This is a genomic window from Sphingomonas sp. NIBR02145, from assembly GCF_027359115.1.
GTDB lineage: Bacteria > Pseudomonadota > Alphaproteobacteria > Sphingomonadales > Sphingomonadaceae > Sphingomonas > Sphingomonas kyeonggiensis_A.
In genome coordinates this window covers 4808204-4830911 of the sequence record NZ_CP114791.1, presented here as the reverse complement: position 1 = coordinate 4830911, position 22708 = coordinate 4808204, and the positions used below count along the sequence as shown (strand labels likewise).

The 22708-nt window shown below is 66.8% G+C and carries 23 protein-coding genes and 1 tRNA gene; 9 read left to right on the top strand and 15 right to left on the bottom strand.

The window, feature by feature from the left end:
* The first annotated feature begins 6 nt into the window (after window positions 1–6).
* A complete protein-coding gene (locus tag O3305_RS22445) occupies window positions 7–2394 on the top strand; it encodes an HAD family hydrolase (protein WP_269574496.1) in 2388 nt (795 codons plus the stop codon).
* 15 nt (window positions 2395–2409) lie between these two features.
* Here O3305_RS22445 and O3305_RS22440 read toward each other — a convergent pair whose 3' ends face one another.
* Window positions 2410–2682, bottom strand: a complete 273-nt coding sequence (locus tag O3305_RS22440) for a hypothetical protein (protein WP_184169449.1) — start codon at window positions 2680–2682, stop codon at window positions 2410–2412.
* Between the two features lie 305 nt (window positions 2683–2987).
* Between O3305_RS22440 and rpsA the strand changes: the two genes are divergently transcribed.
* The 5 genes from rpsA (at window position 2988) to O3305_RS22415 (ending at window position 7366) form a co-directional block, all read left to right on the top strand.
* Complete coding sequence (gene rpsA / locus O3305_RS22435; RefSeq protein WP_184169451.1) at window positions 2988–4700, top strand: 30S ribosomal protein S1; 1713 nt, start codon at window positions 2988–2990, stop codon at window positions 4698–4700.
* Window positions 4701–4877: 177 nt separating this feature from the next.
* Window positions 4878–5156 (top strand): integration host factor subunit beta, encoded by a 279-nt coding sequence (locus O3305_RS22430; RefSeq protein WP_184169453.1) that lies wholly within the window; start codon window positions 4878–4880, stop codon window positions 5154–5156.
* Between the two features lie 67 nt (window positions 5157–5223).
* Window positions 5224–5310 (top strand) — tRNA-Leu (locus tag O3305_RS22425).
* A 158-nt stretch (window positions 5311–5468) separates the two neighbouring features.
* Window positions 5469–6932, top strand: a complete 1464-nt coding sequence (locus O3305_RS22420; protein ID WP_269574495.1) for an ABC transporter substrate-binding protein — start codon at window positions 5469–5471, stop codon at window positions 6930–6932.
* Between the two features lie 2 nt (window positions 6933–6934).
* Window positions 6935–7366, top strand: a complete 432-nt coding sequence (locus O3305_RS22415) for a DUF4112 domain-containing protein (RefSeq protein ID WP_502958165.1) — start codon at window positions 6935–6937, stop codon at window positions 7364–7366.
* Here O3305_RS22415 and O3305_RS22410 read toward each other — a convergent pair.
* Together O3305_RS22410 and nadC are read right to left on the bottom strand one after the other, a co-directional pair.
* Window positions 7363–8085: a ribonuclease T2 gene (locus O3305_RS22410; protein WP_269574494.1), complete on the bottom strand. Its 723-nt coding sequence runs from the start codon at window positions 8083–8085 to the stop codon at window positions 7363–7365. The two genes, O3305_RS22415 and O3305_RS22410, sit on opposite strands and share 4 nt — an antisense overlap.
* Before the next feature lie 11 nt (window positions 8086–8096).
* On the bottom strand, window positions 8097–8942 hold the full coding sequence (nadC, locus tag O3305_RS22405; RefSeq protein WP_269574493.1) for a carboxylating nicotinate-nucleotide diphosphorylase: 846 nt from the start codon (window positions 8940–8942) through the stop codon (window positions 8097–8099).
* 95 nt (window positions 8943–9037) lie between these two features.
* Here nadC and O3305_RS22400 point away from each other — a divergent pair, with 95 nt between their 5' ends.
* The gene (locus tag O3305_RS22400; RefSeq protein ID WP_269574492.1) at window positions 9038–10030 is read left to right on the top strand and encodes a phytanoyl-CoA dioxygenase family protein; all 993 of its coding nucleotides are present in this window, start codon (window positions 9038–9040) and stop codon (window positions 10028–10030) included.
* A gap of 246 nt (window positions 10031–10276) precedes the next feature.
* Here O3305_RS22400 and nadA read toward each other — a convergent pair whose 3' ends face one another.
* The 8 genes from nadA to O3305_RS22360 all read right to left on the bottom strand — a co-directional run bounded on the left by nadA (window position 10277) and on the right by O3305_RS22360 (window position 16387).
* Entirely contained in the window at window positions 10277–11296 is a 1020-nt protein-coding gene (gene nadA, locus O3305_RS22395; protein ID WP_269574491.1) for a quinolinate synthase NadA, read from the bottom strand.
* Between the two features lie 68 nt (window positions 11297–11364).
* Window positions 11365–12084, bottom strand: a complete 720-nt coding sequence (locus tag O3305_RS22390; protein WP_269574490.1) for a DUF4230 domain-containing protein — start codon at window positions 12082–12084, stop codon at window positions 11365–11367.
* Window positions 12066–12935: an MBL fold metallo-hydrolase gene (locus O3305_RS22385; RefSeq protein WP_269574489.1), complete on the bottom strand. Its 870-nt coding sequence runs from the start codon at window positions 12933–12935 to the stop codon at window positions 12066–12068. Before O3305_RS22385 ends, O3305_RS22390 begins: the two co-directional genes overlap by 19 nt.
* A 143-nt stretch (window positions 12936–13078) precedes the next feature.
* Window positions 13079–14686, bottom strand: coding sequence for a M56 family metallopeptidase (locus tag O3305_RS22380; RefSeq protein WP_269574488.1), 1608 nt, complete (start codon window positions 14684–14686; stop codon window positions 13079–13081).
* Window positions 14683–15051, bottom strand: coding sequence for a BlaI/MecI/CopY family transcriptional regulator (locus tag O3305_RS22375; RefSeq protein WP_184169467.1), 369 nt, complete (start codon window positions 15049–15051; stop codon window positions 14683–14685). Before O3305_RS22375 ends, O3305_RS22380 begins: the two co-directional genes overlap by 4 nt.
* A 443-nt stretch (window positions 15052–15494) precedes the next feature.
* Window positions 15495–15818: a Grx4 family monothiol glutaredoxin gene (grxD, locus tag O3305_RS22370; protein WP_269574487.1), complete on the bottom strand. Its 324-nt coding sequence runs from the start codon at window positions 15816–15818 to the stop codon at window positions 15495–15497.
* Window positions 15819–15824: 6 nt separating this feature from the next.
* Entirely contained in the window at window positions 15825–16064 is a 240-nt protein-coding gene (locus O3305_RS22365; RefSeq protein WP_184169471.1) for a BolA family protein, read from the bottom strand.
* Window positions 16064–16387, bottom strand: coding sequence for a DUF1476 domain-containing protein (locus tag O3305_RS22360; RefSeq protein WP_184169473.1), 324 nt, complete (start codon window positions 16385–16387; stop codon window positions 16064–16066). Before O3305_RS22360 ends, O3305_RS22365 begins: the two co-directional genes overlap by 1 nt.
* 190 nt (window positions 16388–16577) lie before the next feature.
* Between O3305_RS22360 and O3305_RS22355 the strand changes: the two genes are divergently transcribed.
* Window positions 16578–17192, top strand: coding sequence for a TetR/AcrR family transcriptional regulator (locus tag O3305_RS22355; protein WP_269574486.1), 615 nt, complete (start codon window positions 16578–16580; stop codon window positions 17190–17192).
* On the top strand, window positions 17185–18369 hold the full coding sequence (locus O3305_RS22350) for a DUF418 domain-containing protein (protein ID WP_269574485.1): 1185 nt from the start codon (window positions 17185–17187) through the stop codon (window positions 18367–18369). The genes O3305_RS22355 and O3305_RS22350 overlap by 8 nt, the downstream gene beginning before the upstream one ends.
* A 52-nt stretch (window positions 18370–18421) precedes the next feature.
* Here O3305_RS22350 and O3305_RS22345 read toward each other — a convergent pair whose 3' ends face one another.
* The 4 genes from O3305_RS22345 to O3305_RS22330 all read right to left on the bottom strand — a co-directional run bounded on the left by O3305_RS22345 (window position 18422) and on the right by O3305_RS22330 (window position 22688).
* A complete protein-coding gene (locus O3305_RS22345) occupies window positions 18422–19417 on the bottom strand; it encodes an NADPH:quinone oxidoreductase family protein (protein WP_269574484.1) in 996 nt (331 codons plus the stop codon).
* Window positions 19380–20009: a 3-isopropylmalate dehydratase small subunit gene (gene leuD, locus O3305_RS22340; protein WP_269574483.1), complete on the bottom strand. Its 630-nt coding sequence runs from the start codon at window positions 20007–20009 to the stop codon at window positions 19380–19382. The genes O3305_RS22345 and leuD overlap by 38 nt, the downstream gene beginning before the upstream one ends.
* Window positions 20010–20154: 145 nt before the next feature.
* The gene (leuC, locus tag O3305_RS22335; protein WP_269574482.1) at window positions 20155–21597 is read right to left on the bottom strand and encodes a 3-isopropylmalate dehydratase large subunit; all 1443 of its coding nucleotides are present in this window, start codon (window positions 21595–21597) and stop codon (window positions 20155–20157) included.
* Window positions 21598–21848: 251 nt separating this feature from the next.
* Window positions 21849–22688 carry a c-type cytochrome gene (locus tag O3305_RS22330; RefSeq protein WP_269574481.1) on the bottom strand — a complete coding sequence of 280 codons (840 nt, stop codon included), beginning with the start codon at window positions 22686–22688 and terminating at the stop codon, window positions 21849–21851.
* Between the last annotated feature and the right edge of the window lie 20 nt (window positions 22689–22708).

Genomic DNA, 22708 nt, shown 5'->3' with positions numbered 1-22708 from the left:
ATTACCATGCAGATGACGGTGCGCGCGTTCGAGATCGCAGAGCTGCTCGACCAGGCGCCTGACGGGATCGAAGTCCTGTCGCTCGATTGCTTCGACACGCTGATCTGGCGCAACACCCATGCGCCGACCGACGTGTTCGCCGATATCGAGTTCACCGGCGGCGGCGTCGAGCCGCGCATGTGGGCGGAATCGCATGCCCGCAAGCGCGCCTATCTGCGTACCGGCGCCCGCGAAGTGGGCCTCACCGACATCTATCGCGAGATGCTGAGCAATGCCGACGACGCCGAGATCGAGGCCGCGATCGGCCGCGAGCTGGCGATCGAGGCGAATCACGCCTTCGCCTTCGCTCCCACCGTCGCGCTGATGCGCGAGGCCAAGCGCCGCGGGCTCAAGCTGATCCTCGTCTCCGACATGTACCTGACCGAGGCCCAGCTGCGCGCGCACGTCGCCGGTGCCGCGGGCGACGACGTGCTGGCGCTGGTCGATCAGGTTTTCGTCTCCAATGCCTATGGCGAGGGCAAGCGCGACGGGCTGTTCCCGCACGTGCTCGAGGCGCTCGGCGTCTCGCCCGACAAGATCCTGCATGTCGGCGACAATCGCGCCGCCGATTATGATTCCGCGATCGAGCATGGCCTGCATGCCGCGCATCTCGTCCAGTTCGACGCCGATGCCGCCGCGCGGCTGCGCATGGAGGCGGCGACCGCGCTGATGCTCGATCCGCAATGCGGCATCACTCGCCCCGTCGCCCAGCCCCACCGCGCCCAGATCGCGATGCGCCGCTCGGACGATCCTGCCTATATGCTCGGGCACGACATTGTCGGCCCGGGCCTCGCCACCTTCGCGCACTGGCTCAAGAACGAACTGGACGAAGCCAGCGCCAAGGCCGGCAAGCCCATCCGCCCGCTGTTCGTGATGCGCGATGGCTATCTGCCCTGGAAGGTATTCGACGCGCTCTATCCGGAGATGGGCGCCAGCACGGTCGAGATCAGCCGCTTCGTCGCGCTGCGCGGCAGCATCGCCGACGAGAAGTTCCTCGACCATTATCTCGAGGAATGGACCGAGCGCCTGCCGGTCCGCTCGCTGGCGCGCCAGCTGATGCTGTTCAGCCACGAATATACCAAATACGACAAGGCGACGGATGCCGACGCGGCCAAGGTGGAGCGCGAGGCGTTCGTGAAGTGGGTGCGCAAGGATCGCGACATCCAGCGCAAGATCTTCACCCGCCGCAACGCCTTCCTCAAGAAGATCGTCGCGCATCTCTCCGCCGCCGGCGTCGAGCGGGGCGATGCGGTGATGCTGGTCGATATCGGCTATAACGGCACGGTCCAGAACCTGCTGACCCCGATCCTCGCCGAGGCGATGAACGTCAGCGTCAGTGGCCGCTACATCTTCCTGCGCGAGAAGCGCCAGTCGGGCCTCGACAAGCGCGGCATGATCGATGTCCGCAACTTCGACTATCGCACGCTGCATGCGCTGTCGCGCTCGATCGTGGTGCTCGAGCAGCTCTGCAATGTCGAACAGGGCTCGACGATCGACTTCGATGCCGATGGCACGCCGGTGCGCGAGAAGACCGATGCCAAGGCCGCGAGCAACGCCACCCGCGGCGTGGTCCAGGCCGCGTGTCTCGACTTCGTCTCGGAAGCCGCCGGCCCCAGCCGCGTGCGCGCACCCCGCGCGGACGACCTGGACAGCCGCTGCCGCGCCGCCGCCGCCAGCTTCGCGCGCCTGTTCTTCCTGCCCAATGCCGGAGAAGTCGGCGTCTTCGAGAGCTTCGATTTCGACTATAACATGGGCAGCGCCGCGTCGGTGACCCTGGTCGACAAGGGGCGCGGCCGGCATGGCCTGCGCCGTCGCGGCCTCACCTTCTACAACGATCAGCTGCCCCAGTTCATGTCGGCCGAGCTTCAGGCCCAGGGCCTGCCGGTCAGCCTCGCCAACTTCACCGCCTCGCGCTTCAAGCTCGATCTGCGCTCCACCGATTTCGAGGTCGGCGGAATCAAGGTGCCGGTGATCCTGGCCGGTGCCGCGCAGCAGGGGGTGATGGACTTCACGGCCTGGCCGACGGCCGAGGGCTATTATCATGTCCGCGTGCCGGTCGGCCCGCAGCGGCCGGTGGTCGCGGTGCAGCTCGGCCAGATCTGCGAATGGGTCCAGGTCGAGGAGTTTGGCTTCATGCCGCTCGAGGACATGTGGGACGGCAAGACCGCGTCCACCGTTCCCGCCCAGGCGACCGCGGACGCGATGGAGCAGATGAGCCCGGGCCTGTTCCGCGCTGGTCCCACCGGCGTGCTGATCGCAGCCCCGCCGGCGGGCACCGAGCCCATGGTATTGTCGCTGGTGTTCCGCCCCGTCGTCGCCCGCAAGGCAGCAGCGGAGCTGCGCGTGGCGGCCTGACCGGCCGCCCTCGCACTAGCGCCGGAGTTCCACCTCGCCTTCGCCCGGCTCGGTGAAGCCGCGCAGGATCTGCAGCATGCCTTCGGTGCCGAACAGCTGGTAGAGCGTGTTCAATCCCTGGGCGAGATCGCCGCCGAACTGGAAGGAGAAGCGGTCCATCCCGCACTCCGCCATTTCCACCGGTCCGCCGGAATAGTGCAGCCGAACGTCCTTGAAGCTGCAATTCCGGTAGGTATTGCCGTCCAGCGTTACCGTAACCCCTTCAAAATGCTCGTTCTCGTATACCATCTCGAATCCTTGCAACCTGGCCCCAAAGCCCGCACGTCGCATCCCGGCCGCTTCTCCGCAATGCTTGCGGATAAGGGCTGTTTCCGCTAAGGCGCGCGCGTCCGGCGGGCAGTGCCCGCGGAGGAAGGCGCGGAGAGTTGACTCTCACGCGCCCTTTTCGCTTTTACCGGCGGCTAGTCCTTCCTCCGCTTGCTCCTGCGCGACGGATGCCGCGATCGGCGATCGGCCGCCGCGGCGACTCTGGCCCAAAGACCGCCGGATCCAACCGGCTGGCCGGAAAAACATTGTTAGGAACTGAAACCCTTATGGCCACTACGGCAAATCCGAGCCGCGACGATTTCGCGGCTCTCCTCGAACAGACCCTCGGTCAGGCAGACGGCTTCGAAGGCCGCGTCGTGATCGGCACCGTCACCGGCATCGAGAACGACCTCGCGGTCATCGACGTCGGCCTCAAGTCCGAAGGCCGCGTGCCGCTGCGCGAATTCGCCGCGCCGGGCCAGAAGGCTGACCTCAAGGTCGGCGACGAAGTCGAAGTCTATGTCGATCGCGTCGAGAACGCGAACGGCGAAGCGATGCTCAGCCGCGACCGCGCCCGCCGCGAAGCCGCCTGGGACAAGCTGGAAGCCGAGTTCGCCAAGTCGGCTCGCGTCGAGGGCGTGATCTTCGGCCGCGTCAAGGGCGGCTTCACCGTCGACCTCTCGGGCGCAGTGGCCTTCCTCCCCGGCTCGCAGGTCGATATCCGCCCGGTGCGCGACGTCACCCCGCTGATGGACATCCCGCAGCCCTTCCAGATCCTCAAGATGGACCGCAAGCGCGGCAACATCGTCGTGTCGCGCCGCGCCGTGCTCGAAGAGACCCGCGCCGAGCAGCGTTCGGGCCTCATCCAGAGCCTGGCCGAAGGCCAGATCATCGACGGCGTCGTCAAGAACATCACCGATTACGGTGCGTTCGTTGACCTGGGCGGCATCGACGGCCTGCTGCACGTCACCGACCTGAGCTACAAGCGCGTCAACCACCCGTCGGAGATGCTGAACATCGGCGACACGGTGAAGGTGCAGATCATCCGCATCAACCGCGACACCCAGCGCATCTCGCTCGGCATGAAGCAGCTCGAGAGCGATCCGTGGGATGGCGCCGGCGCCAAGTACCCGGTCGGCGCGAAGCTGTCGGGCCGCGTGACCAACATCACCGAATATGGTGCGTTCGTCGAGCTGGAGCCGGGCATCGAAGGCCTGGTCCACGTCTCGGAGATGAGCTGGACCAAGAAGAACGTGCACCCGGGCAAGATCGTCTCGACCTCGCAGGAAGTCGAAGTCGTGGTGCTCGAGGTGGACGCCGAGAAGCGCCGCATCTCGCTCGGCCTCAAGCAGGCCCAGGGCAATCCGTGGGAAGCCTTCGCCGCTGCCCACCCGGTCGGCACCGAAGTCGAGGGCGAAGTCAAGAACGCCACCGAGTTCGGCCTGTTCATCGGCCTGGACAACGACGTCGACGGCATGGTCCACATGTCGGACATCGCCTGGGGCATCTCGGGTGAGGACGCGCTCAACCTGCACCGCAAGGGCGAGGTCGTTAAGGCCATCGTTCTCGCCGTGGAGCCGGACAAGGAGCGCATCTCGCTCGGCATGAAGCAGCTCGAGCGTGGTGGCGTTGCCGCTGCCGGTTCGACCGCCTCGGCCGATCGCCTCAACAAGAACCAGGTCGTCACCGTGGTCATCCTCGAAGTCCGCGACGCGGGCCTCGAAGTGCAGGTTGGCGAAGACGGCGCGACCGGCTTCATCAAGCGCACCGACCTCGGCCGCGACCGCGACGAGCAGCGTCCGGAGCGTTTCGCTGTCGGCCAGAAGCTCGACGCGATGGTCACCGGCTTCGATCGTTCGAAGAAGCCGACCTTCTCGGTCAAGGCGATGCAGATCGCCGAAGAGAAGCAGGCTGTTGCGCAGTACGGCTCGTCCGATTCGGGCGCGTCGCTGGGCGACATTCTCGGCGAGGCCCTCAAGGCCCGCAACGAGAAGAACTAAGACCTTTCGGAACGGGGAGCGGCAAAACCGCTCCCCGTTTTCGATTATTCCCGATTATCATAGGTTAATAAGCAATCTTCGCCTTGATGAAGATTGCTGAACGGGGCTAGAGAGTCCGTAAGGGATTGGTGTTCGCACGGAATCCGCATGTCCGTGTGCGCAAAGGGAGGGTTGCGGATGATCCGCTCGGAACTGGTTCAGTTGCTGGTGCAGGACAATCCGGGCCTCTCGGTCCGTGAGGTCGAGAAGATCGTGTCCGTCTTTTTCGATGAGATCGTCGGCCGCCTCCAGCAGGACGGCCGGGTCGAGCTCCGCGGCTTCGGCGCCTTTTCCACCCGCGCACGCGATGCGCGTACCGGCCGTAACCCGCGCACGGGCGAGACGGTCGAAGTCGACGCCAAGCGCGTCCCCTATTTCAAGCCTGGCAAGGAAATGCGCATCAAGCTGAACGTCTGACGCCGCGCGCCGGATGGCGCGCGTGCTTGACGATGCTTTGCGCATGCGCTTCGTGCGCCTGCACGATGCGGACGTGGCGGAACCGGTAGACGCCGGAGACTTAAAATCTTCTGCCCTTCGGGGCGTGCGGGTTCGAGTCCCGCCGTCCGCACCAGCGCTGAGCCAGCGTTCCCGCTACCCCAAGCGGGCCCCAAGGCCGGATTACCCCGACCGTCGCCTCGGCGACCATGATCGCATCGCCGGATCGGCGGGGGTTGGCAGCCCATGCGCGGCGCCATACACCAAGCATACCCCAGCCGGATCCATTCCCCGATGCGCCCAAGCTTCCTTGCCCTGCTGCCCCTGCTCGCGCTTGCGGCGTGTGGCGGCGGTGCGGGTCAGCGGCGCGACAACACCGTCGTGGTGGTGAGCGCCATCGGCAGCGGCAGCACGTTCGCCGATCCCGATACCGGCCCACTGGATCCCGCGCACCGCGTGCTGATGGGCGCGGCCGCGCAGGGGCTGGTCCGCTTCGACGCCACCGGCCAGATCGAGCCCGGCCTGGCCGAGCGTTGGATCGTGATCGACGACGGCCGCAGCTACATCTTCCGGCTGCGTGACGACGCGACCTGGCCCGATGGCGAGGCCGTCACCGCCGGCGAAGTCGTCCGTGTCCTGCGTCGCGCCATTCAGCCGCGTTCGCGCAATCCGCTCGCCCCCTTCCTCGCGGTGATCGACGAGATCGTCGAGATGACTCCGCAGGTAATCGAAGTGCGGCTGAAGCGCCCGCGCCCGGACCTGCTCAAGCTGTTCGCCCAGCCGGAGATGGCCGTGTTCCGGCTCGACAAGCTCGATGGCAGCGGCCCGTTCCGCGCCACCCAGAACCGCGCGGGCGTGCTGCTCAGGCCCGTCCCCGAACCCGGAGATCCGGACGAGGCAGCGGCACCGCGCCCCCAGGAGACCCTGCAGTTCCGCGGCGAGCGCGCCTCGATGGCGCTCGCCCGTTTCCGGGAAGGACAGTCCGACCTGGTGCTGGGCGGCAGCTTTGTCGATTGGCCCCTGGTCGGCGTGGTCGGCATCGCTGGCCCGAATGTGAAGCTCGACAACGCACTCGGGTTGTTCGGCCTGGCCGTCGCCTCGCGCGAGGGCTTCTTCGCAGATCAGGCCAACCGCGCGGCAATCGCCATGGCGATCGACCGTCCCACGCTCACCCGTCAGATCCACCCCGATTGGGCCCCGGTCGAGACGCTACTGCCCAGCCAGCTCGATTCCGCCAGTGCCCCCGCCCAACCGGCCTGGGCATCGCTCGATCTCGACGCGCGCCGGCAGAATGCCCGCAATACCGTAGCCAACTGGCGCCGAAGCCACCCGGGACCGGTCACCATACGGGTAGCCCTGCCCTCGGGCCCCGGCGCCAATCTTGTCTGGTCGCGAATCGCCGAAGCGCTCTACGCTATCCGGCTGACCCCGGTCCGCGTCGCGCAGGACGCCCCCGCCGACCTGCGGCTGATCGATGCCGTCGCGCCCTATGACAGCGCCCGCTGGTTCGTCGCCACCGCGTGCGAGACCTGCTCGCCCCAGGCCCAGGCGCTGATCGAAGCGGGCCGTGACGCGCCCGACCTCGACGCCCGCGCCGCACGCATCGCCGATGCCGACGCCGCGCTCACCGCCGACATCGCATACATCCCTATCGCCCAGCCCTTCCGATGGTCTATCGTCGCGCTGCGGCTGCAGGCCTGGCAGGGGAACGCCCGGGCGTGGCACCCGTTGAACCACCTGCGCAACGAGACGAGGTGAACGTGGCGAAGACGACGCGGATGGCTTCGGGGGCAAGGACGGCGGCGAGTGCGCTGCCGCTGGGAACGCATGCGGCCGACGTCCGCAAGCGGATCGAGGCGATGGAGCATCTGCTCGAGCGCAGCGTGCCCATCCCCGGCACCAAGGCCAAGGTCGGCCTCGACGCGATCCTGGGGCTCGTCCCCATCGGCGGCGACGTGGTCGCGGCGCTGCTCGGACTCTACATCGTCTGGGAAGCCCGCAACCTGAAGATGCCGAAGACGACGATGATCCGCATGCTCGGCAATGTCGGCTTCGACTGGGCGATCGGCCTGGTGCCCGTGGTGGGCGACGCAGCCGACTTCCTGTTCAAGTCGAACAGCCGCAACCTGAAGCTGATCAAGCGCCACCTCGACCGGCACCACCCGGGCACCTCGACCATCGACCACCGTTAACGGCGGCCGCCACCCCGCCAGATCTTGAGCGCGGCGCCGTCCGCGGCCCCGCCGCTGTTCGGCTTGCAGCGCTCATAGCGCAGCCCGGTGTCGAGGCAGAGCCACAGCTCGTCGAGCCAGTTCTCCTTGGTCACCGTCACGCGGATCGCCTCGGCCGGAATGTTCGGATTGGCGGCAGCGAAGCGCGCCTTGAACTGGCCGACGGTCAGGTTGCCGCGCGACAGCTGGTCCATGTCCGGATAGCGCACCAGGTCGTAGAGCCGCCTGGCCGTGGCGAAATAGGTGGCGGGCGACATGGTCGTGCAGGTGCCGTGCTTGGCCCATTCGTGCTGGATCAGCTGGGCCGAGGGGGTGGCGCACAGCATCTGCTTGATCTGCGCCGGCGGCAGGATGCGCGTATCGGCGCAATATTGCGGCCAGGTCTTGCCCGTCCCGTCGGGCCACAGGCCGTGCAGGGTGAAGCCGAAACGCGCGCTCCGGCTGCAGCGGAAGCGGTTCTCCGGATTGGCAGCATCGGCGCGGCACAGGCCGGGGTTCCAGGTCAGCGCCAGCGTATAGCTACCGATCGGCAGGATACGGCGCGGCTGCCGGGCATCGGGCAGGTCCGGACGCGGCCGCTCGACACCCGCGGCGGGGCGGCACATCAGCGCCTGGGCCGATGCCATGCCCGGCAGCAGCGCAAGCCCGGTGCCGGCGATCCCGAGAAGCAGCTTGCGCATCCCCATCTTCCTCATCCTTGGGTGAAATCCAGGCCGATATCGGCGGCGGGCGCCGACTGGGTCAGGCGACCGACGCTGACATAGGTGACGCCGCTTTCGGCAAGCGAACGGATCGTATCGAGCCGCACCCCGCCCGAAGCCTCGGTCGGCACCCGCCAGGAGACCAGCGCCACCGCCTCGCGCAGTGTCTCCGGCCCCATATTGTCGAGCAGCAAGTGGGTGGCGCCGGCTTCCAGCGCCGGCTCGATCTGGTCGATCCGATCGACCTCGACGATGATGTGCTCGATGCCCGCGGCCACCGCGCGGCGCGCCGCCTCGCCCACCGAACCGGCGACGGCGACATGATTGTCCTTGATCATCGCCGCGTCCCACAGGCCCATGCGGTGATTGGTCGCCCCGCCCATGCGCGTGGCATATTTCTCGAGCACGCGGAGACCCGGCAGCGTCTTGCGGGTGTCGAGCAAGGTCGTGCCGGTGCCGGCGATCGCAGCGACATAGGCGCGCGCCATCGTCGCGATGCCGGACAGGTGCTGCACCGTGTTGAGCGCCGATCGCTCGGCGGTGAGCAGCGCGCGGGCCTTGCCGCGCAGCCGCATGAGATCGGTACCGGCGGGCACCTGCTGCCCGTCCTCGACCAGCCGCTCGATCTCCACCTCGGGATCGAGCGCGCGGAAGAACGCCTCGGCGATCGGCAGCCCCGCGACGGTGATCGCGTCGCGGCTGTCCATCACCCCGGTGAACACGGCATCCGCCGGAATCACGGCGGCGGAAGTGATGTCTCCCTTGTCGCCCAGATCCTCGGCAAGGGTGGCGGCGACGAAGGCGTCGAGATCGAAGCGGTCGAGCGTAAAGGCCATGCGCTGCCCTTAGGAGCCATGCCCCGTGGCGGCAATGGCGACCTGCCGAACGGATGCCATTGACCGAAGCCAGCCCGCCGGGTCATCGATAGCCCATGGCCGATGTCGAACCCGCCCTGTTCCCGGATATCCGTGGTCTGCATACATATTGGGAGCGCAAGGCCTGCCATCTCGCCGCGCCGCCCGAAGACTGGCTGGCGGACAAGCTGCTGCTCGACCTCCTGGGGCTGGGGACGGAGCAGGCCATACAATATCTTGCCGTAGAGAGACCGGACTTTGACGGTTTCCGCCGCTGGATCCTCGCCACCGCCGGTTCGCCCGAGCCGCTGGAAATCGCCCGGTTCCACGCCGCGCTGGATGGCGCCCCGCCCCCGCCGGCCGTTGCCGCCCGGCTGGCGGCGATCGATGCGATGCCCGACACGCTGGACTCCACCGACCTCGCCCATTGGGAAGAGCACGGCTATGTGGTGCTGCACGACGCAGTCACGCCCGAGGAAGCGGAAGCGGCCGCGACCCTGCTCTGGGAAACCGTCGGCGCCGACCCGTCCGATCCTGCAACCTGGTATTCGGCGCGCGGCCAGGGGATGATGGTCCAGCTGTTCCAGCATCCGGCGCTCGAAGCGGTGCGGCGGTCGGCCCGGGTGCACAAGGCCTTTGCCCAGCTCTGGGGCACCAGCGACCTGTGGCGCCGCGTCGACCGGATGAGCTTCAACGCGCCGCTGCACCCCAGGCATAGCTTCGCCGCGCCAAGGCTGCACTGGGATGTAAGCCTGGTGCCGCCGATCGCCTTCGCCACCCAGGGGGTGCTGTATCTATCGGACACCAGCGAGGACCAGGGCGCGTTCGAGCTGGTGCCCGGCTTCCATCACGAGTTGCTCGAATGGCTCGACGGATTGGGGGATGCCGATCCACGCAAGGTGGACCTGAGCGATCGCGCGGTGCGCATCCCGGGTCGCGCAGGCGACCTGATCATCTGGCGGCACGACCTGCCGCACGGCGCCAGCCCGAACACGACCGACCGGCCAAGGCTGGCGCAATATGTGAACTTCTATTCGGCGACGATGGGCATCCAGCCGGAATGGCGCTGAGCCACCGCGGCGGCCAGCTTGCAATGTAGGATTTCGTCTGCTGGGCTCGCGCCGCCGGCTCCATGGCCGGCCGCTCTTTGAAGCCGCTGGAAAAATAGGATCACGCGCACGCAATCATGTTGCGGGACGCACGACTTCCCCGGGAAAACAGGGAAGACAAGCACCGGCGAAACCCGTTCCAGGCCTGTACTTTGTGTACTTTCGCGAGTCGCAGCCGGACGCGTGTTGGAGCGCGTCGATCGCGCCTTAGTCGCCCTTGGTGGGGTCGCCGCCGATCGCGCCGAGATCGCCCTGCCCGACCGTGCTCGACGCCATCTCCAGCATCCGGTCGAGGCTCTTCTTGGCCTGGAGGCGCAGCCCCTCCTCGATCTCGATGCGCGGAGTGAGATCGCGCAGCGCGAGGTAGAGCTTCTCCATGTTGTTGAGCGCCATGTACGGGCAGATATTGCAGTTGCAGTTGCCGTCGGCACCCGGCGCGCCGATGAAGGTCTTCTCCGGCATCGCCTTCTGCATCTGGTGGATGATGTGCGGCTCGGTGGCGACGATCAGGATATCGCCGTCCATTGCCTGCGAGAATTCCAGGATGCCGCGGGTCGAGCCGACATAATCGGCGTGATCGAGGACATGCGGCGGGCATTCGGGGTGCGCGGCAACCGGAGTGCCGGGATACTGCGCCTTGAGCTTCAGCAGCTCGGTTTCGCTGAACGCCTCGTGCACAATGCATACGCCCGGCCAGAGCAGCATGTCGCGGCCGATCTTGCGCTTGAGATAGCCGCCCAGGTTGCGGTCCGGCCCGAAGATGATCTTCTGGCTCTCGGGAATCTGGGCGAGGATCTTCTCGGCCGAGCTCGAGGTGACGATGATGTCGCTGAGCGCCTTCACCTCGGTCGAGCAGTTGATATAGGTCAGCGCGATATGATCCGGGTGCGCGGCACGGAAGGCGGCGAACTGCTCGGGCGGGCAGCTGTCCTCGAGGGAGCAGCCGGCGTTCATGTCGGGCAGCACCACGATCTTCTCGGGGCTCAGGATCTTCGCCGTCTCGGCCATGAAGCGCACGCCGCAGAAGGCGATCACATCCGCATCGGTCTCCGCCGCCTTGCGGCTGAGGTCGAGGCTGTCGCCGACGAAGTCCGCCAGGTCCTGCAGCTCGGGCTTCTGGTAATAATGGGCGAGGATGACGGCGTTGCGCTCCTTGCGCAGCCGATCGATCTCGGCGCGGAGATCTAGCCCGCTCAAGCTGCCGCCAATGCCGTTGCGCGCGTCCATGCCAACCATACTCCCTTGCCCGCGCCGCACATGGCCCGGCGCGAGCCCGGGTTCAAGGCCGTTCGGGCTCACCACTTGTTGTTGATGACATCCTCGGGCCGGCGCGAGACGTCCCATTGCTCGCTCGGGCGGTTCAGCTCGTCGGGGAACAGCACCTCGACGCTGCCGTCGATCCCGGCGGCCTTGAGCGGCATGGTGAAGCTGCGCTCGATCGCGCGGCGCGTCGCGTCCCGGGCCATGCGCATGTACGGGCCCGAGCGCGCCTGGTTGAGCAGTTCCTGCTGCCCGGCCTTGCGGTTCGCCTCGTCGAGCTTGCCCCCGACATTGGTGACCGAAAGCAGAATGCCGCCATTGTCATACTGGCGGATGGCGTTGAGATCGACCGCGGGATCGGTCGCCTCGACCGCAGGCAGCTTGATGGTGAGCCGCTTGTTCGCCGCATCCCAGGTGACGTCGTCCTGGCCGAGCTTCGACAGATCGACTTCGTAGCGGACGCTGCCCGGCATGATCATGGTCTTCTGCGCGGTAAGACCCAGCTGGCTCTGCTTCGAGGTCACCACCGCGACGAACTTGGCGGCGAAAGCGGACAGGCGGTTCTGCTCGCGCAGCCCCTGCAGGCTGGCCTGGGCAACCGTCTCGGGCGTGGGCCCCTGGAACTGGCGCTTGATCGTGTCGCCGATGAACCAGAATCCGGCGCCGAGCATCAGGGCGATTGCCAGCAAGATCGCCAGCGTCACGCCCAGCAGCTTCAGGCAGCCGCTCCCCTGCTTCACGCTGCCATCTTCCAACTATCGCCCTCCTCGATCACCAGCCCCCGATCGCGCAGGTCGATCAGATGCGCGAGCACAGACCGGCCCGCCGCGCCGTTGAGACGCGGGTCGAGGCCTACATACATGCGCTCGACCATGGCGGGAACCGCGCCGACATCCGCCTTGAGCAGGCGCAGGATCTGGCCCTCGCGCTGCTTGCGGTGGCCGATCAGCCCGCGCACGAACCGGTGCGGCCGCTCTATCGGCTCGCCATGCGCGGGGAAGTAGATGCGGTCCTGCGCGCGCGCCATCAGCACCTCGAGGCTGCGCATATAGGACGCCATGTCGCCATCGGGCGGCGCGACCACGGTGGTCGACCAGCCCATGACATGATCACCGCTGAACAGCGCGCCGCTCTCCGTCAGCGCGAAGCAGAGGTGGTTGGAAGTGTGGCCGGGCGTGGCGACGGCGGTGACCGTCCAGTCGGGGCCGGTGACGGACTCGCCGTCCGCCAGCACCCGATCGGGTGCATAGCCGGTGTCGAAGGCGGCATCGGCGCGCGGGCCGGCGTCGGCGAGCGACAGCGGGGCACAGCCGATGATCGGCGCCCCGGTCAACGCCTTGAGCGGCGCGGCGGCGGGGCTGTGGTCGCGGTGCGTGTGCGTGCAGAGGATCGCCACCACCTTGCGCCCGGCGATCGCGCCGATCAGTGCGGCGATATGCTCGGGATCGTCGGGGCCCGGATCGATCACGGCAAGCGCGGTCGTGCCGACCAGATAGGTCTGCGTGCCGGTATAGGTGAAGGGCGACGGGTTGGGCGCCAGCACCCGGGTGACCAGCGGATCGAGCGCCATGGCCAGGCCGGTCGGAGCGTCCGTGGGGATGTCCATGCGCCCGAGATGGCCTTTGCGGCGGCGCAGCGCAAGACTGGCCTCGAAAACGAAACGGGGCCGGCTGCGAAGGAGTGGCAGCCGGCCCCGTCGAAGGGCGTTCGTGAAAGGGGCAACAATCCGAACGCCCTTCCCCTCGCGGGTTACTTGTCGGCGTTGAGGCCGCCCTTTTCGAGCTCGGCGATCGCCTCATCGATGCCCTTCAGTGCCTTGGCACGCTGCTCGGGGCTGAGGTCGGGCTGGCTCTCGATCGAGCGGCGGGCAACCTGCAAGCCGATCGTAGCCGAACGCATGCCGACCCGCTTCGCCTCGAACGCGGCCTTCTCGGCCTGGACAGTGATCTTCTCGATCCGGTTCGAACAGATGATCATGATCTTCTTGCCGTTCCGCTCGAAATTCTCGACGACCGGCTTGCCGTCCGTGGTGTCGGTGCACTTGCTGTTGCGGACTTCCGGAACGCGGGCACGAAGCTCGTCGATGTCCGGCATGTCCTTCTCGGTCTTGCTGCCATCGGCATGCACCATCACGATCTTGGTGACGCGCTTGCCATCCTTCTTGTCCTTGCCGTCCCCGGTGACCGTATAGCTGTAGGTGCGGACCTTGACCGGGCCTTCCGGCGCTTCCGGGGCCTCGGGTACGGCAGGAACGGCCTGGGGCGAGACCGGCGCGGGCGGTGCCGGCGGCGCGGGCACGTCCTGGCCGAGCTTGATGCCGGTCACCTTCTCCACCTTCACCTTGATGGTCTCGGCGGCCTGGGTGCCGGAAGCGGTGAGGCCGAGCGCGGCGAGGCCCAGCGCCGTGGTGCCGACCAGGCCGGCGGCCAGGCGAGCGGGGGAATTCTTGTGGGTCTTCGAAAGCATGCGGAGCCTCCCTTTGACTTCGTTGATTGTGTGCAAGTGACATGCCGCCGAGACCGCACCCCCATGCGCGGACTTGACGATCGCACGGCCATAAGCATGGCGCAGTGCCTGGGCGCGGCCGGCGAGCACCAGGGCGTCGCAGGCCATTTCCTGGTCGGCGCGGAAGGCACGGAATGCCCGCCAGGCGACCGGATTGAACCAGTGGAGCGCGAGGACGATGAGCGCGACCCAGTTGGCGATCAGATCGCCGCGGACATGGTGGCCCAGCTCATGGGCGAGCGCGAGATCGCGCTCCTGCTCGTCGTAGCGCTCGTTGAAGTCGCACGGGAAAGCGACATATTTGCGCATCACCCCGAAGGCGAGTGGCCCGTGAACCGCGTCGGTCTCGATCACCCGCACCTTGCCCTGGGCGATGGTGCGGTCGATGCGCGCCGCCCGGAGCAGCTTGGCGCAGTGCCGACGGTGCGCGATCAGGTGATAGGCGAGGAACGCCAGCGCGCCGAGCGCCCACAGGCCGATGGCAAGGATCAGCAGGCTGGGCCCGCTCGCACTATAGGTGGGCGCGACCAGCGCCGCCGTGGCGGGATGGCTGCCGCTGCCGATCTCCACGATCGTCACCGCGCTCCTGTCGATCGTGGCGGGCAGTGCCTCGGGCTTGATGATCCCCGTGACGATCCCCGGTACGTCCGCCTCGCGGACGAAGGGAGCGATCAGGCTGGTGAGGGTCCAGTCGCCGGGCAGCGGCGGCATCAGCAGCCGGAGTACCGGCATGGCCCACAGCGCATAGGCCATTTGCGGGCCGAAGGCGCGGCGGACCGGTGCCCGGATGACGAGCACCAGCAGCATCAGCAGCGTGCTCGCGATGAAGGTCTCGACGATCCAGCCGGTCATTGCTTGAGATCCTTCAGCAGTGCCTCGATCTCGGCGATGTCCTGGTCGGTAAGCTCATCGCGCTCGGCGAGATGGGCGACCAGCGGAGTCAGCTTGCCGCCGAACAGCCGGTCCATCAGCTTGCGCGATTCTCCCGCGACATAGTCGCCACGGACGACCAGCGGACGATAGAGGTAGCGACGGCCCTCTTCCTGGTGCCCGATGATGTTCTTGGCGAGCAGGCGGCCGAGCAGGGTCTTGACCGTATTGGCGCTCCAGCCGCGCTCGGTGGGCACGCGCTCGGCAACTTCCTGGGCAGTGAGCGGCGACTCCTCCCAGAGCACTTCCATCACGGCATGCTCTGCATCGCTGATCCGTTCCGTCATCACGTCCCTCTTTTGCTGACTACGCCTGTAATCGTCACGATTACGCTTGTAGTCAAGCGGGTGAACGCTGGCTGAACGGAAACTGACGGCTTTGCTGCTGGATGGTCGGCGCAACCTGCCGAAACTGTCGGAATCGCTTACAAGTCCAGCAACGGGTTAACCCTCGCTAACCAGTGAAACCCGCGCAAATCCGGGGTTCGTGAAAACTGGCACGCGGACTGCAAAGTATAGGGCACCCCAAGCGTTCAACGCTTCATTTCAGGGTGGGTCGACCGCTACTTTCCCCGGTCTCGCGTCGACCCACCCGACCCGGGTTCCCTAGAACGAATCGAGCAAGTGACGTCACGACGTCGCATCATGGCGGCGTGCAGCCATGACGTCATGAAAAAGGCCGCCACCCGCGAAGGAGTGACGGCCCGATATTCCGGACGCGTGCCGCGAGATCAGGCGGCGGCGTTGTCGGCGAGAAGCTGGGCGAGTTCGCCGCTCTCGTACATTTCCATCATGATGTCCGAACCGCCGACGAACTCGCCGTTCACATAGAGCTGCGGGATGGTCGGCCAGTCGGAGAATTCCTTGATCCCCTGGCGGACACCCTGGTCCTGGAGCACGTCGACGCTCTCGAACTCGGCGCCGAGATGGTTGAGGATCGCCACCGCGCGGCTGGAGAAGCCGCACTGCGGGAAGAGCGGACTGCCCTTCATGAACAGCAGCACCTTGTTGCTGTCGACCAGCTGCTGGATGCGGGCCTGGGTATCGTCGGTCACTTGGTCTTACTCCTCGACAGGCGCTTCGGTGGTGAGCTGGAGCGCGTGGAGCACGCCACCCATCCGCCCGCCGAGCGCGGCATAGACCGCCTGGTGCTGGCGCACCCGCGGCATGCCCTTGAACATCGGCGCGACAACCCGCGCCGCATAATGGTCGCCGTCCCCGGCGAGATCGGTGATCTCGACCCGGGCATCGGGGATGCCGGCCTTGATGAGATCCTCGATCTCGCTGGCCGCCATCGGCATCAGATCTCGCCCATCAGCTGGCGACGTGCCTCGACGGTCTGCTCGTCGAGCGCGCGGCGCACCGCGGCGTCATCGGCCTCGACCCCGGCGGCGAGCAGGTCGCCCAGCACCTTGCGGATCACGTCCTCGTCACCGGCTTCCTCGAAATCGGCCTGGACGACGGCCTTGGCATAGGCGTCGGTCTCTTCCGGGGTGAGCTTCATCTGGGCCGCAGCCCACTGGCCGACCAGCTTGTTGCGGCGGGCCGTGACGCGGAAGGCCATGTCCTCGTCGCGGGCGAACTTCGCCTCGAATGCCTTTTCGCGATCGTCGAACGTGGTCATTGCAGTCCCCTATATGGCGTTTGGTGCGGAGATAGGGGGGCGATGGGCGCTAGGCAAGCGAGTGCGGCCCGAACTCCACGCGCCGGGGCCACTCCTTCGTCCAGGCGCGCACCCGGGCAGGCGCCGGAAAGCTTGACGGCCAGCCCAGGAATAATAATAAACAGAGTACTCTCTCTTTTATTGGATTCACATGCGCACCGTCGATCCCGTCAAACATGCCTTCCAGCGACAGGCCGTCCTCGCCGCGGCGCGGGCCTGCTTCATGCGCGATGGCTTCCACAGAACCAGTACCGAGGCCATCCGCATCGAGGCCGGCACGAGTTCGGGCAAGCTGTTCCACTATTTCCCGAACAAGAAGGCGATCATCCTCGCCGTCGTGGAGGATCAGAGCCGGCAAACCGCGAGCTGGATGGAATCCCTGCGCCGGCAACCGCAATTCCCCGCGGCATTGACCGCTTTCCTCGACGGGATCCTGCACCTCGCCAGCGACGCGGGCGAGCGACGGCTCATCCTGGAGATTGCAGCGGAGGGCGCGCGTGACGCGGATGTCGCCGCAGCGAGCATGACCGGCGATCGGCTGCTGGAGGAAGGGCTTGCGGCACTCCTCCTGGACGCCACCGCTCGGGGCCAGGCGCATCCGTTGATCCCGGCCGACCATGCCGTTCGCTTCCTCATGGTGCTGGTCGACGGGATATTCAGCCGCGTCGCCGTCGACGGGAACTTCGATCCCATGGCGGAGCGCGCCGCGCTGGCAACCGTGATCCAAGCCATTTTCGGCATCGACGCGACCGACCGCGATGCATGAACGCATCACCAATATCGATGCGGCCCGGGGAAGCGCCCTGTTCGGCATTCTGGTGGTCAACGCCATGGTCTTCTCCTCGCCATGGTATGGGACCGGGCTCATGCCGCCGGGCGGAAGGGGCCCGCTGGACGACGCCCTCGCCTTCGTGATCTCCACGGTCTTCGAGCTGAAATTCTACCTGCTGTTCTCCTTCCTGTTCGGCTACAGCGTCACCCTCCAGATGCAGTCGGCGGAAAGGGCGGAGGCCGCGTTCCTGCCGCGCATGCTGCGCCGTCAGGCCGGGCTGTTTCTGATCGGGGCCTGCCACGCCGTCCTGCTGTTTCATGGCGACATCCTCGCCACCTATGCCGTGCTGGGCCTCTTGCTCCTGATGACGCGGCGTTGGAGCGATGCAACCAGGTTGTGGCTCGCCGCCGCCATCATCCTGGCGACAGCGGCCTTCTGGTTGCTGCTGGCCCTCCTCCAGGCGAGCGAGCCGATGCGGCAGGATTCCGTGGCACTCCAGCAGCACGCCGAAGCAGTCGCCGCTGCCTTTCGGGGGTTGATGCCGTCGATCGTGGGCCAGCGCCTGGAAGAGCTGCAGTCCTTCCTGCCGATGCTGCTCCTGCTCCAGGCACCCTGTGCACTGGCGATGTTCCTGCTCGGTTTCGTCGCCGGCCGCCGCCGATTCTTCGAGGCGCGCGAAACCTATGGGCCATATCTCGGCCGGGCATCCCGTTGGGGGTTGCTGGTCGGTTTGCCGGGAGGCCTTGCCTATGCGGCGGCGACGCAGCTCGCGCCCGGCTCTCCGCTTGAAACGGCCACACTGGCCCTCTCCATCGTCACATCGCCATTCCTGACGATGGCGCTGATGGCCGCGATGCTCACGATATTCGATTCCGGCCGGACCGAGCCCTGGCGCGACTATCTGGCAAGCGCCGGCCGCATGGCGCTCTCCAACTACCTCCTGCAATCGCTGGTCTGCGCCTTCATCTTCTACGGCTATGGCCTAGGCCTGATCGGGCGCCTGTCCATCGCGCAGACGCTCGGCACGGTCATCCTGATCTTCGGCGCCCAGCTGCTCGCGAGCCACTGGTGGCTTCGGCGCTTCCGTTATGGCCCCACCGAGTGGCTGTTACGCGCAATGACCATCGGTCAATGGCCGCAATGGCGTGCCGACCGGCATGCCGGCGGGTGAGAAGGCCCGAACCCACGACATCGCCCTGACGTGAAGCAGGAGAAGGGAAAGCTCAGACCCGCACCACGACCTTCCCGATCACCTGGCGCGCGGCCATCTTGGCAATCGCCTTGCCGCCATCGGCGAGCGGGAACGTCTCGGTGACCTTCGGCGCGATCTTGCCTTCGGCCCAGAGGCGGAAGAGGTGCTCGACATGGGCCTGGTTGGCCTTGGGATCGCGCGCCGCGAAGGCGCCCCAGAAAACGCCGCACACGTCACAGCTCTTGAGCAGGGTCAGGTTGAGCGGCAGCTTGGGAATGCCCGCAGGGAAGCCGACCACCAGGTAGCGCCCTTCCCAGCCGATCGCACGCAGTGCCGGCTCGGCATAATCGCCGCCCACGGGATCGTAGACCACGTCCGCACCCTGCGGCCCCAGCGCCGCCTTGAACTGCTCGGCCAGCGCCTTGGACTGGTCCCTGTCGAACGGCGCACGGCCGTAGACCAGCGTCTCGTCGGCGCCCGCCGCCTTGGCCGCCGCCGCCTTCTCCTCGGAGGAAACCGCCGCGATCACCCGCGCGCCGAACGCCTTGCCGAGCTCGACCGCCGCCAGGCCGACGCCGCCGGCCGCACCGAGCACGAGCAGGTTATGCCCCTCGCGCAGATGGCCGCGATCGAGCAGCGCGTGGATCGTCGTCGCATAGGTGAGCAGCAGCGCCGCGCCTTCCTCGAAGCTGCGGCCCTCGGGCAGCCTGAACAGGCGGAAGGATTCGATCGCTATCCTTTCGACCAGGCCACCATGGCCCGTCACGGCGATTACCCGGTCGCCAACCGCCCAATCGGTCACGCCCTCGCCGACGCTTTCGATCACGCCGGCGATCTCGCCGCCCGGCGCGAAGGGCCTGGGCGGCTTGAACTGGTACTTGTCCTCGATGATCAGAAAGTCGGGATAGTTGATCGCGCAGGCCTTCACCGCGACCACCACCTGCCCCTTGCCGGCGACCGGATCGGCGACTTCCTCGAGGATTAGAGTGTCAGGTCCGCCCGGCTCCTTCGAGAGCAATGCCTTCATGTCCGCCTCCTACAGCGATCCACGGGCGCTCTGCGGCCACCGCGGATTCGAATTTCGAAATCGCGGTATCCTTTGCCAGCGTCATGCCGATCTCGTCCAGCCCTTCCATCAGGCACTGGCGACGGAACGCATCCAGCTCGAAGGCAAAGCGATCCTGGAACGGCGTGGTGACGGTCATCGTCTCGAGGTCGACGGTAATCTCGTCGGTCTTCGCCACTTCGACCAGCCGGTCGACGGCTTCCTGCGGCAGCACCACCGGCACGATGCCGTTCTTGAAGGCATTGCCCGAGAAGATGTCCGAGAAGCTCGGCGCGATCACCGCCTTGATGCCGAGATCGGCGAGCGCCCAGGCCGCATGCTCGCGGCTGGAGCCGCAGCCGAAATTGTCGCCGGCGACGAGCACAGGGGCGCCGGCATAGCGCTCGTCGTCGAACACATTGCCCGGCTGCGCGCGCACGCTTTCGAACGCGCCCTTGCCCAGCCCTTCGCGCGTGGTGGTCTTCAGCCAGTGCGCGGGAATGATGATGTCGGTGTCGATATTCTTGGCGCCCCACGGATAGGCGCGCCCCTCGACCTTGCGAACGGCTTCCACTTATTCTGCCTCCCGGTTCAGCGGGCGGCTGCGGTCTCCGCCTTCGCTTCCATGACCCTGCCGGTCGTTGCATAGGCTGCTGCCAGCCCGCTCAGCACCGTTGCTGCGATCAATGCGACAAGCGCACGCTTCATACTTCATCCCCTTACGCATCCTCCGACATCAGCTCCCTGACATCGGTGAGGCGCCCCCGTATCGCTGCCGCCGCCGCCATTGCGGGTGAAAGCAGGTGCGTCCGCGCCCCAGGACCTTGTCTTCCTACGAAATTTCGATTCGAGGTGGAAGCACAACGTTCGCCGGCGGGGACCTTGTCGGGGTTCATGGCGAGACACATCGAGCAACCCGGCTCGCGCCACTCGAAACCTGCCTCGCGGAAGATGCGGTCCAGCCCCTCGGCCTCGGCCTGGCGCTTGACCAGCCCGGAACCCGGCACGATCAGCGCCTGGCGGATGCGATCGGCGACGTGATGGCCCTTCACCACCGCGGCGGCGGCGCGCAGATCCTCGATTCGGCTGTTGGTGCACGAGCCGATGAAGACATGCTCGATCGACACGTCTTCCATCCGCATGCCGGGGGTGAGCCCCATATAGTCGAGCGACTTCTGCGCGGCGATGCGCTTGGCCGGATCCTCGAAGCTCTCCGGATCGGGCACGGCGCCGGTGATCGGCACCACGTCCTCGGGGCTGGTACCCCAGGTGAGCGAGGGCGCGATGTCGCTGGCCTGCAGGATCACGCTCTTGTCGTAACACGCGCCGGCATCGGTCGGCAGCGTCTTCCAATAGGCGACGGCTCTGTCCCAGGCCTCGCCCGTCGGTGCCAGCGGCCGGCCCTTGATATAGTCGAAGGTCGTCTGGTCCGGTGCGATCAGGCCCGAGCGGGCGCCGCCCTCGATCGACATGTTCGAGACGGTCAGTCGCCCCTCGATCGACATGGCGCGGATAACCTCGCCGGTGAACTCGATGACATAGCCGGTGCCGCCGGCGGCGCCGATCTTGCCGATGATCGCCAGCACCACGTCCTTGGGGCTCACCCCGAAGCCGAGCGTGCCGTCGACGCGGATCTCCAGCGTCTTGCTCTGCTTCAGCAGCAGCGTCTGGGTCGCAAGGACATGCTCGACCTCGCTGGTGCCGATCCCGAAGGCAAGCGCGCCCAACGCGCCATGCGCCGACGTATGACTGTCACCACAAACCAGCGTCGTGCCCGGCAGCGTGAAGCCCTGCTCGGGACCGACGACATGGACGATGCCCTGCCGCGCATCGAGCGCGTCGATATAGGGTACGCCGAACTCGGCGACGTTCGCGCGCAGGGCGGAGAGCTGGCCGGCGCTGGCCGCATCGGCGATCGGCAGCTCATGCCCGGCGGCATCGACGCGCGCAGTGGTCGGCAAATTATGGTCGGGAACCGCAAGCGTAAGGTCCGGACGGCGCACCGGCCGCCCCGCCGCGCGCAGGCCGGCAAAGGCCTGGGGGCTGGTCACCTCATGGACGAGGTGGCGGTCGATATAGATCAGGCAGGTTCCATCATCCCGGCGCTCGACCACATGGTCGGCCCAGATCTTTTCGTACAGGGTGCGAGGTTGAACGGTCATGCGGGCGCTTTAGTCGATTCTTGCGCACAGGCAAGCGTTCGTGCAATTTTCCATCGCATAGTTGAACTATTCTCCGGTCCGGCAGCTGCATCAAGTTGCCGAGCTGGAGATAGGAATTGCCGACCCGGATCGCCACTGTGATCCAAGGCTCTGCAACTACCTGCTCCCCGGCGAAAGCCGGGGCCCAGGGTCACGAGCGGTCCGGCAGAGAAACCCTGGGCCCCGGCTTTCGCCGGGGAACAGATTGACCCCTAGCGCGCGCCCTTCGCGGCCTCGGCCTTGAGATAGGCCTGCAGCGCGACGATCTCCTGGTCGGTGAAGGCCGAGAAACCGGCGCGGGCGACGACGCCCATCAGCCCCAGGTCACGCTTGCTCATCCCCTGCCCCGTGCGCATCAGCTTGTTGAACGCGGCGGGATCGTAGGAAGCGACCATCGGCGCCAGCGCCGGCACCTTGGTCTTGCCGTCTTCCATCGTGCCGTCCTCGTGCAGCTTGTGGCAGGCCTGGCAGGCGACGCTCGAATAATAGCGGCCGACATCGGCGGGGCGCTTCGCCGCCGAGACATTGGCCGGCGTCGCCATCGCCGGCAGCGCACCGGTGAGCAGCAGGAAACGGCCGATCGGCCCGAACCGGTTCTGCGCCTTGCTGTCCTGCGGGCCAGGCTTGAGCGTGCGGATCCAGGCGATGATCCTGCCGAGATCGTCGTCGGAGATATGCCCCAGCGAGTGGCTGGGCATGATGAAGGTCGAGCTGCCGTCCTTCTTCACGCCGTGGCGGATCAGCCGGGCAAGCTCGGCATCGCTGAGCTGCGCCGCCATCTTGGCGATCGGCGGCGGTGCCACCGTGCCGAACATCGGATCGGAGAAAATCTGCTGCCCCTGCCCCTCTGCCGCATGACAATCGCGGCACATGACGATCTTGGCGAGGCGGCCGCCTTCGGCCACCGACGCGGCATCCTTCGGCACGGCGATCGCGACTTCCGGCACGGCATGGCTGCGGCGGAGCACCCATTCGGAACCCGCAAAGACGATGATGGCAAACAGCACGGCAAGGCCGGCCAGAACGGCCAGTCCACGAAATATCCAGCGCATGTATAATTCCCAAGGCTCAA

Bases quoted from the DNA above. Each gene is read 5' to 3' on its own strand.
- O3305_RS22400 (WP_269574492.1), top strand. From the start codon at position 9,038: ATGGCCGATGTCGAACCCGCCCTGTTCCCGGATATCCGTGGTCTGCAT.
- nadC (WP_269574493.1), bottom strand. From the start codon at position 8,942: ATGGCCTTTACGCTCGACCGCTTCGATCTCGACGCCTTCGTCGCCGCC.
- O3305_RS22440 (WP_184169449.1), bottom strand. From the start codon at position 2,682: ATGGTATACGAGAACGAGCATTTTGAAGGGGTTACGGTAACGCTGGAC.
- nadA (WP_269574491.1), bottom strand. From the start codon at position 11,296: ATGGACGCGCGCAACGGCATTGGCGGCAGCTTGAGCGGGCTAGATCTC.
- O3305_RS22385 (WP_269574489.1), bottom strand. From the start codon at position 12,935: ATGGACATCCCCACGGACGCTCCGACCGGCCTGGCCATGGCGCTCGAT.
- O3305_RS22375 (WP_184169467.1), bottom strand. From the start codon at position 15,051: ATGACGGAACGGATCAGCGATGCAGAGCATGCCGTGATGGAAGTGCTC.
- O3305_RS22350 (WP_269574485.1), top strand. From the start codon at position 17,185: ATGCATGAACGCATCACCAATATCGATGCGGCCCGGGGAAGCGCCCTG.
- O3305_RS22420 (WP_269574495.1), top strand. From the start codon at position 5,469: ATGCGCCCAAGCTTCCTTGCCCTGCTGCCCCTGCTCGCGCTTGCGGCG.
- O3305_RS22360 (WP_184169473.1), bottom strand. From the start codon at position 16,387: ATGACCACGTTCGACGATCGCGAAAAGGCATTCGAGGCGAAGTTCGCC.
- rpsA (WP_184169451.1), top strand. From the start codon at position 2,988: ATGGCCACTACGGCAAATCCGAGCCGCGACGATTTCGCGGCTCTCCTC.
- leuC (WP_269574482.1), bottom strand. From the start codon at position 21,597: ATGACCGTTCAACCTCGCACCCTGTACGAAAAGATCTGGGCCGACCAT.
- O3305_RS22365 (WP_184169471.1), bottom strand. From the start codon at position 16,064: ATGCCGATGGCGGCCAGCGAGATCGAGGATCTCATCAAGGCCGGCATC.
- O3305_RS22330 (WP_269574481.1), bottom strand. From the start codon at position 22,688: ATGCGCTGGATATTTCGTGGACTGGCCGTTCTGGCCGGCCTTGCCGTG.
- O3305_RS22410 (WP_269574494.1), bottom strand. From the start codon at position 8,085: ATGCGCAAGCTGCTTCTCGGGATCGCCGGCACCGGGCTTGCGCTGCTG.
- O3305_RS22430 (WP_184169453.1), top strand. From the start codon at position 4,878: ATGATCCGCTCGGAACTGGTTCAGTTGCTGGTGCAGGACAATCCGGGC.
- O3305_RS22345 (WP_269574484.1), bottom strand. From the start codon at position 19,417: ATGAAGGCATTGCTCTCGAAGGAGCCGGGCGGACCTGACACTCTAATC.
- O3305_RS22445 (WP_269574496.1), top strand. From the start codon at position 7: ATGCAGATGACGGTGCGCGCGTTCGAGATCGCAGAGCTGCTCGACCAG.
- O3305_RS22355 (WP_269574486.1), top strand. From the start codon at position 16,578: ATGCGCACCGTCGATCCCGTCAAACATGCCTTCCAGCGACAGGCCGTC.
- O3305_RS22380 (WP_269574488.1), bottom strand. From the start codon at position 14,686: ATGACCGGCTGGATCGTCGAGACCTTCATCGCGAGCACGCTGCTGATG.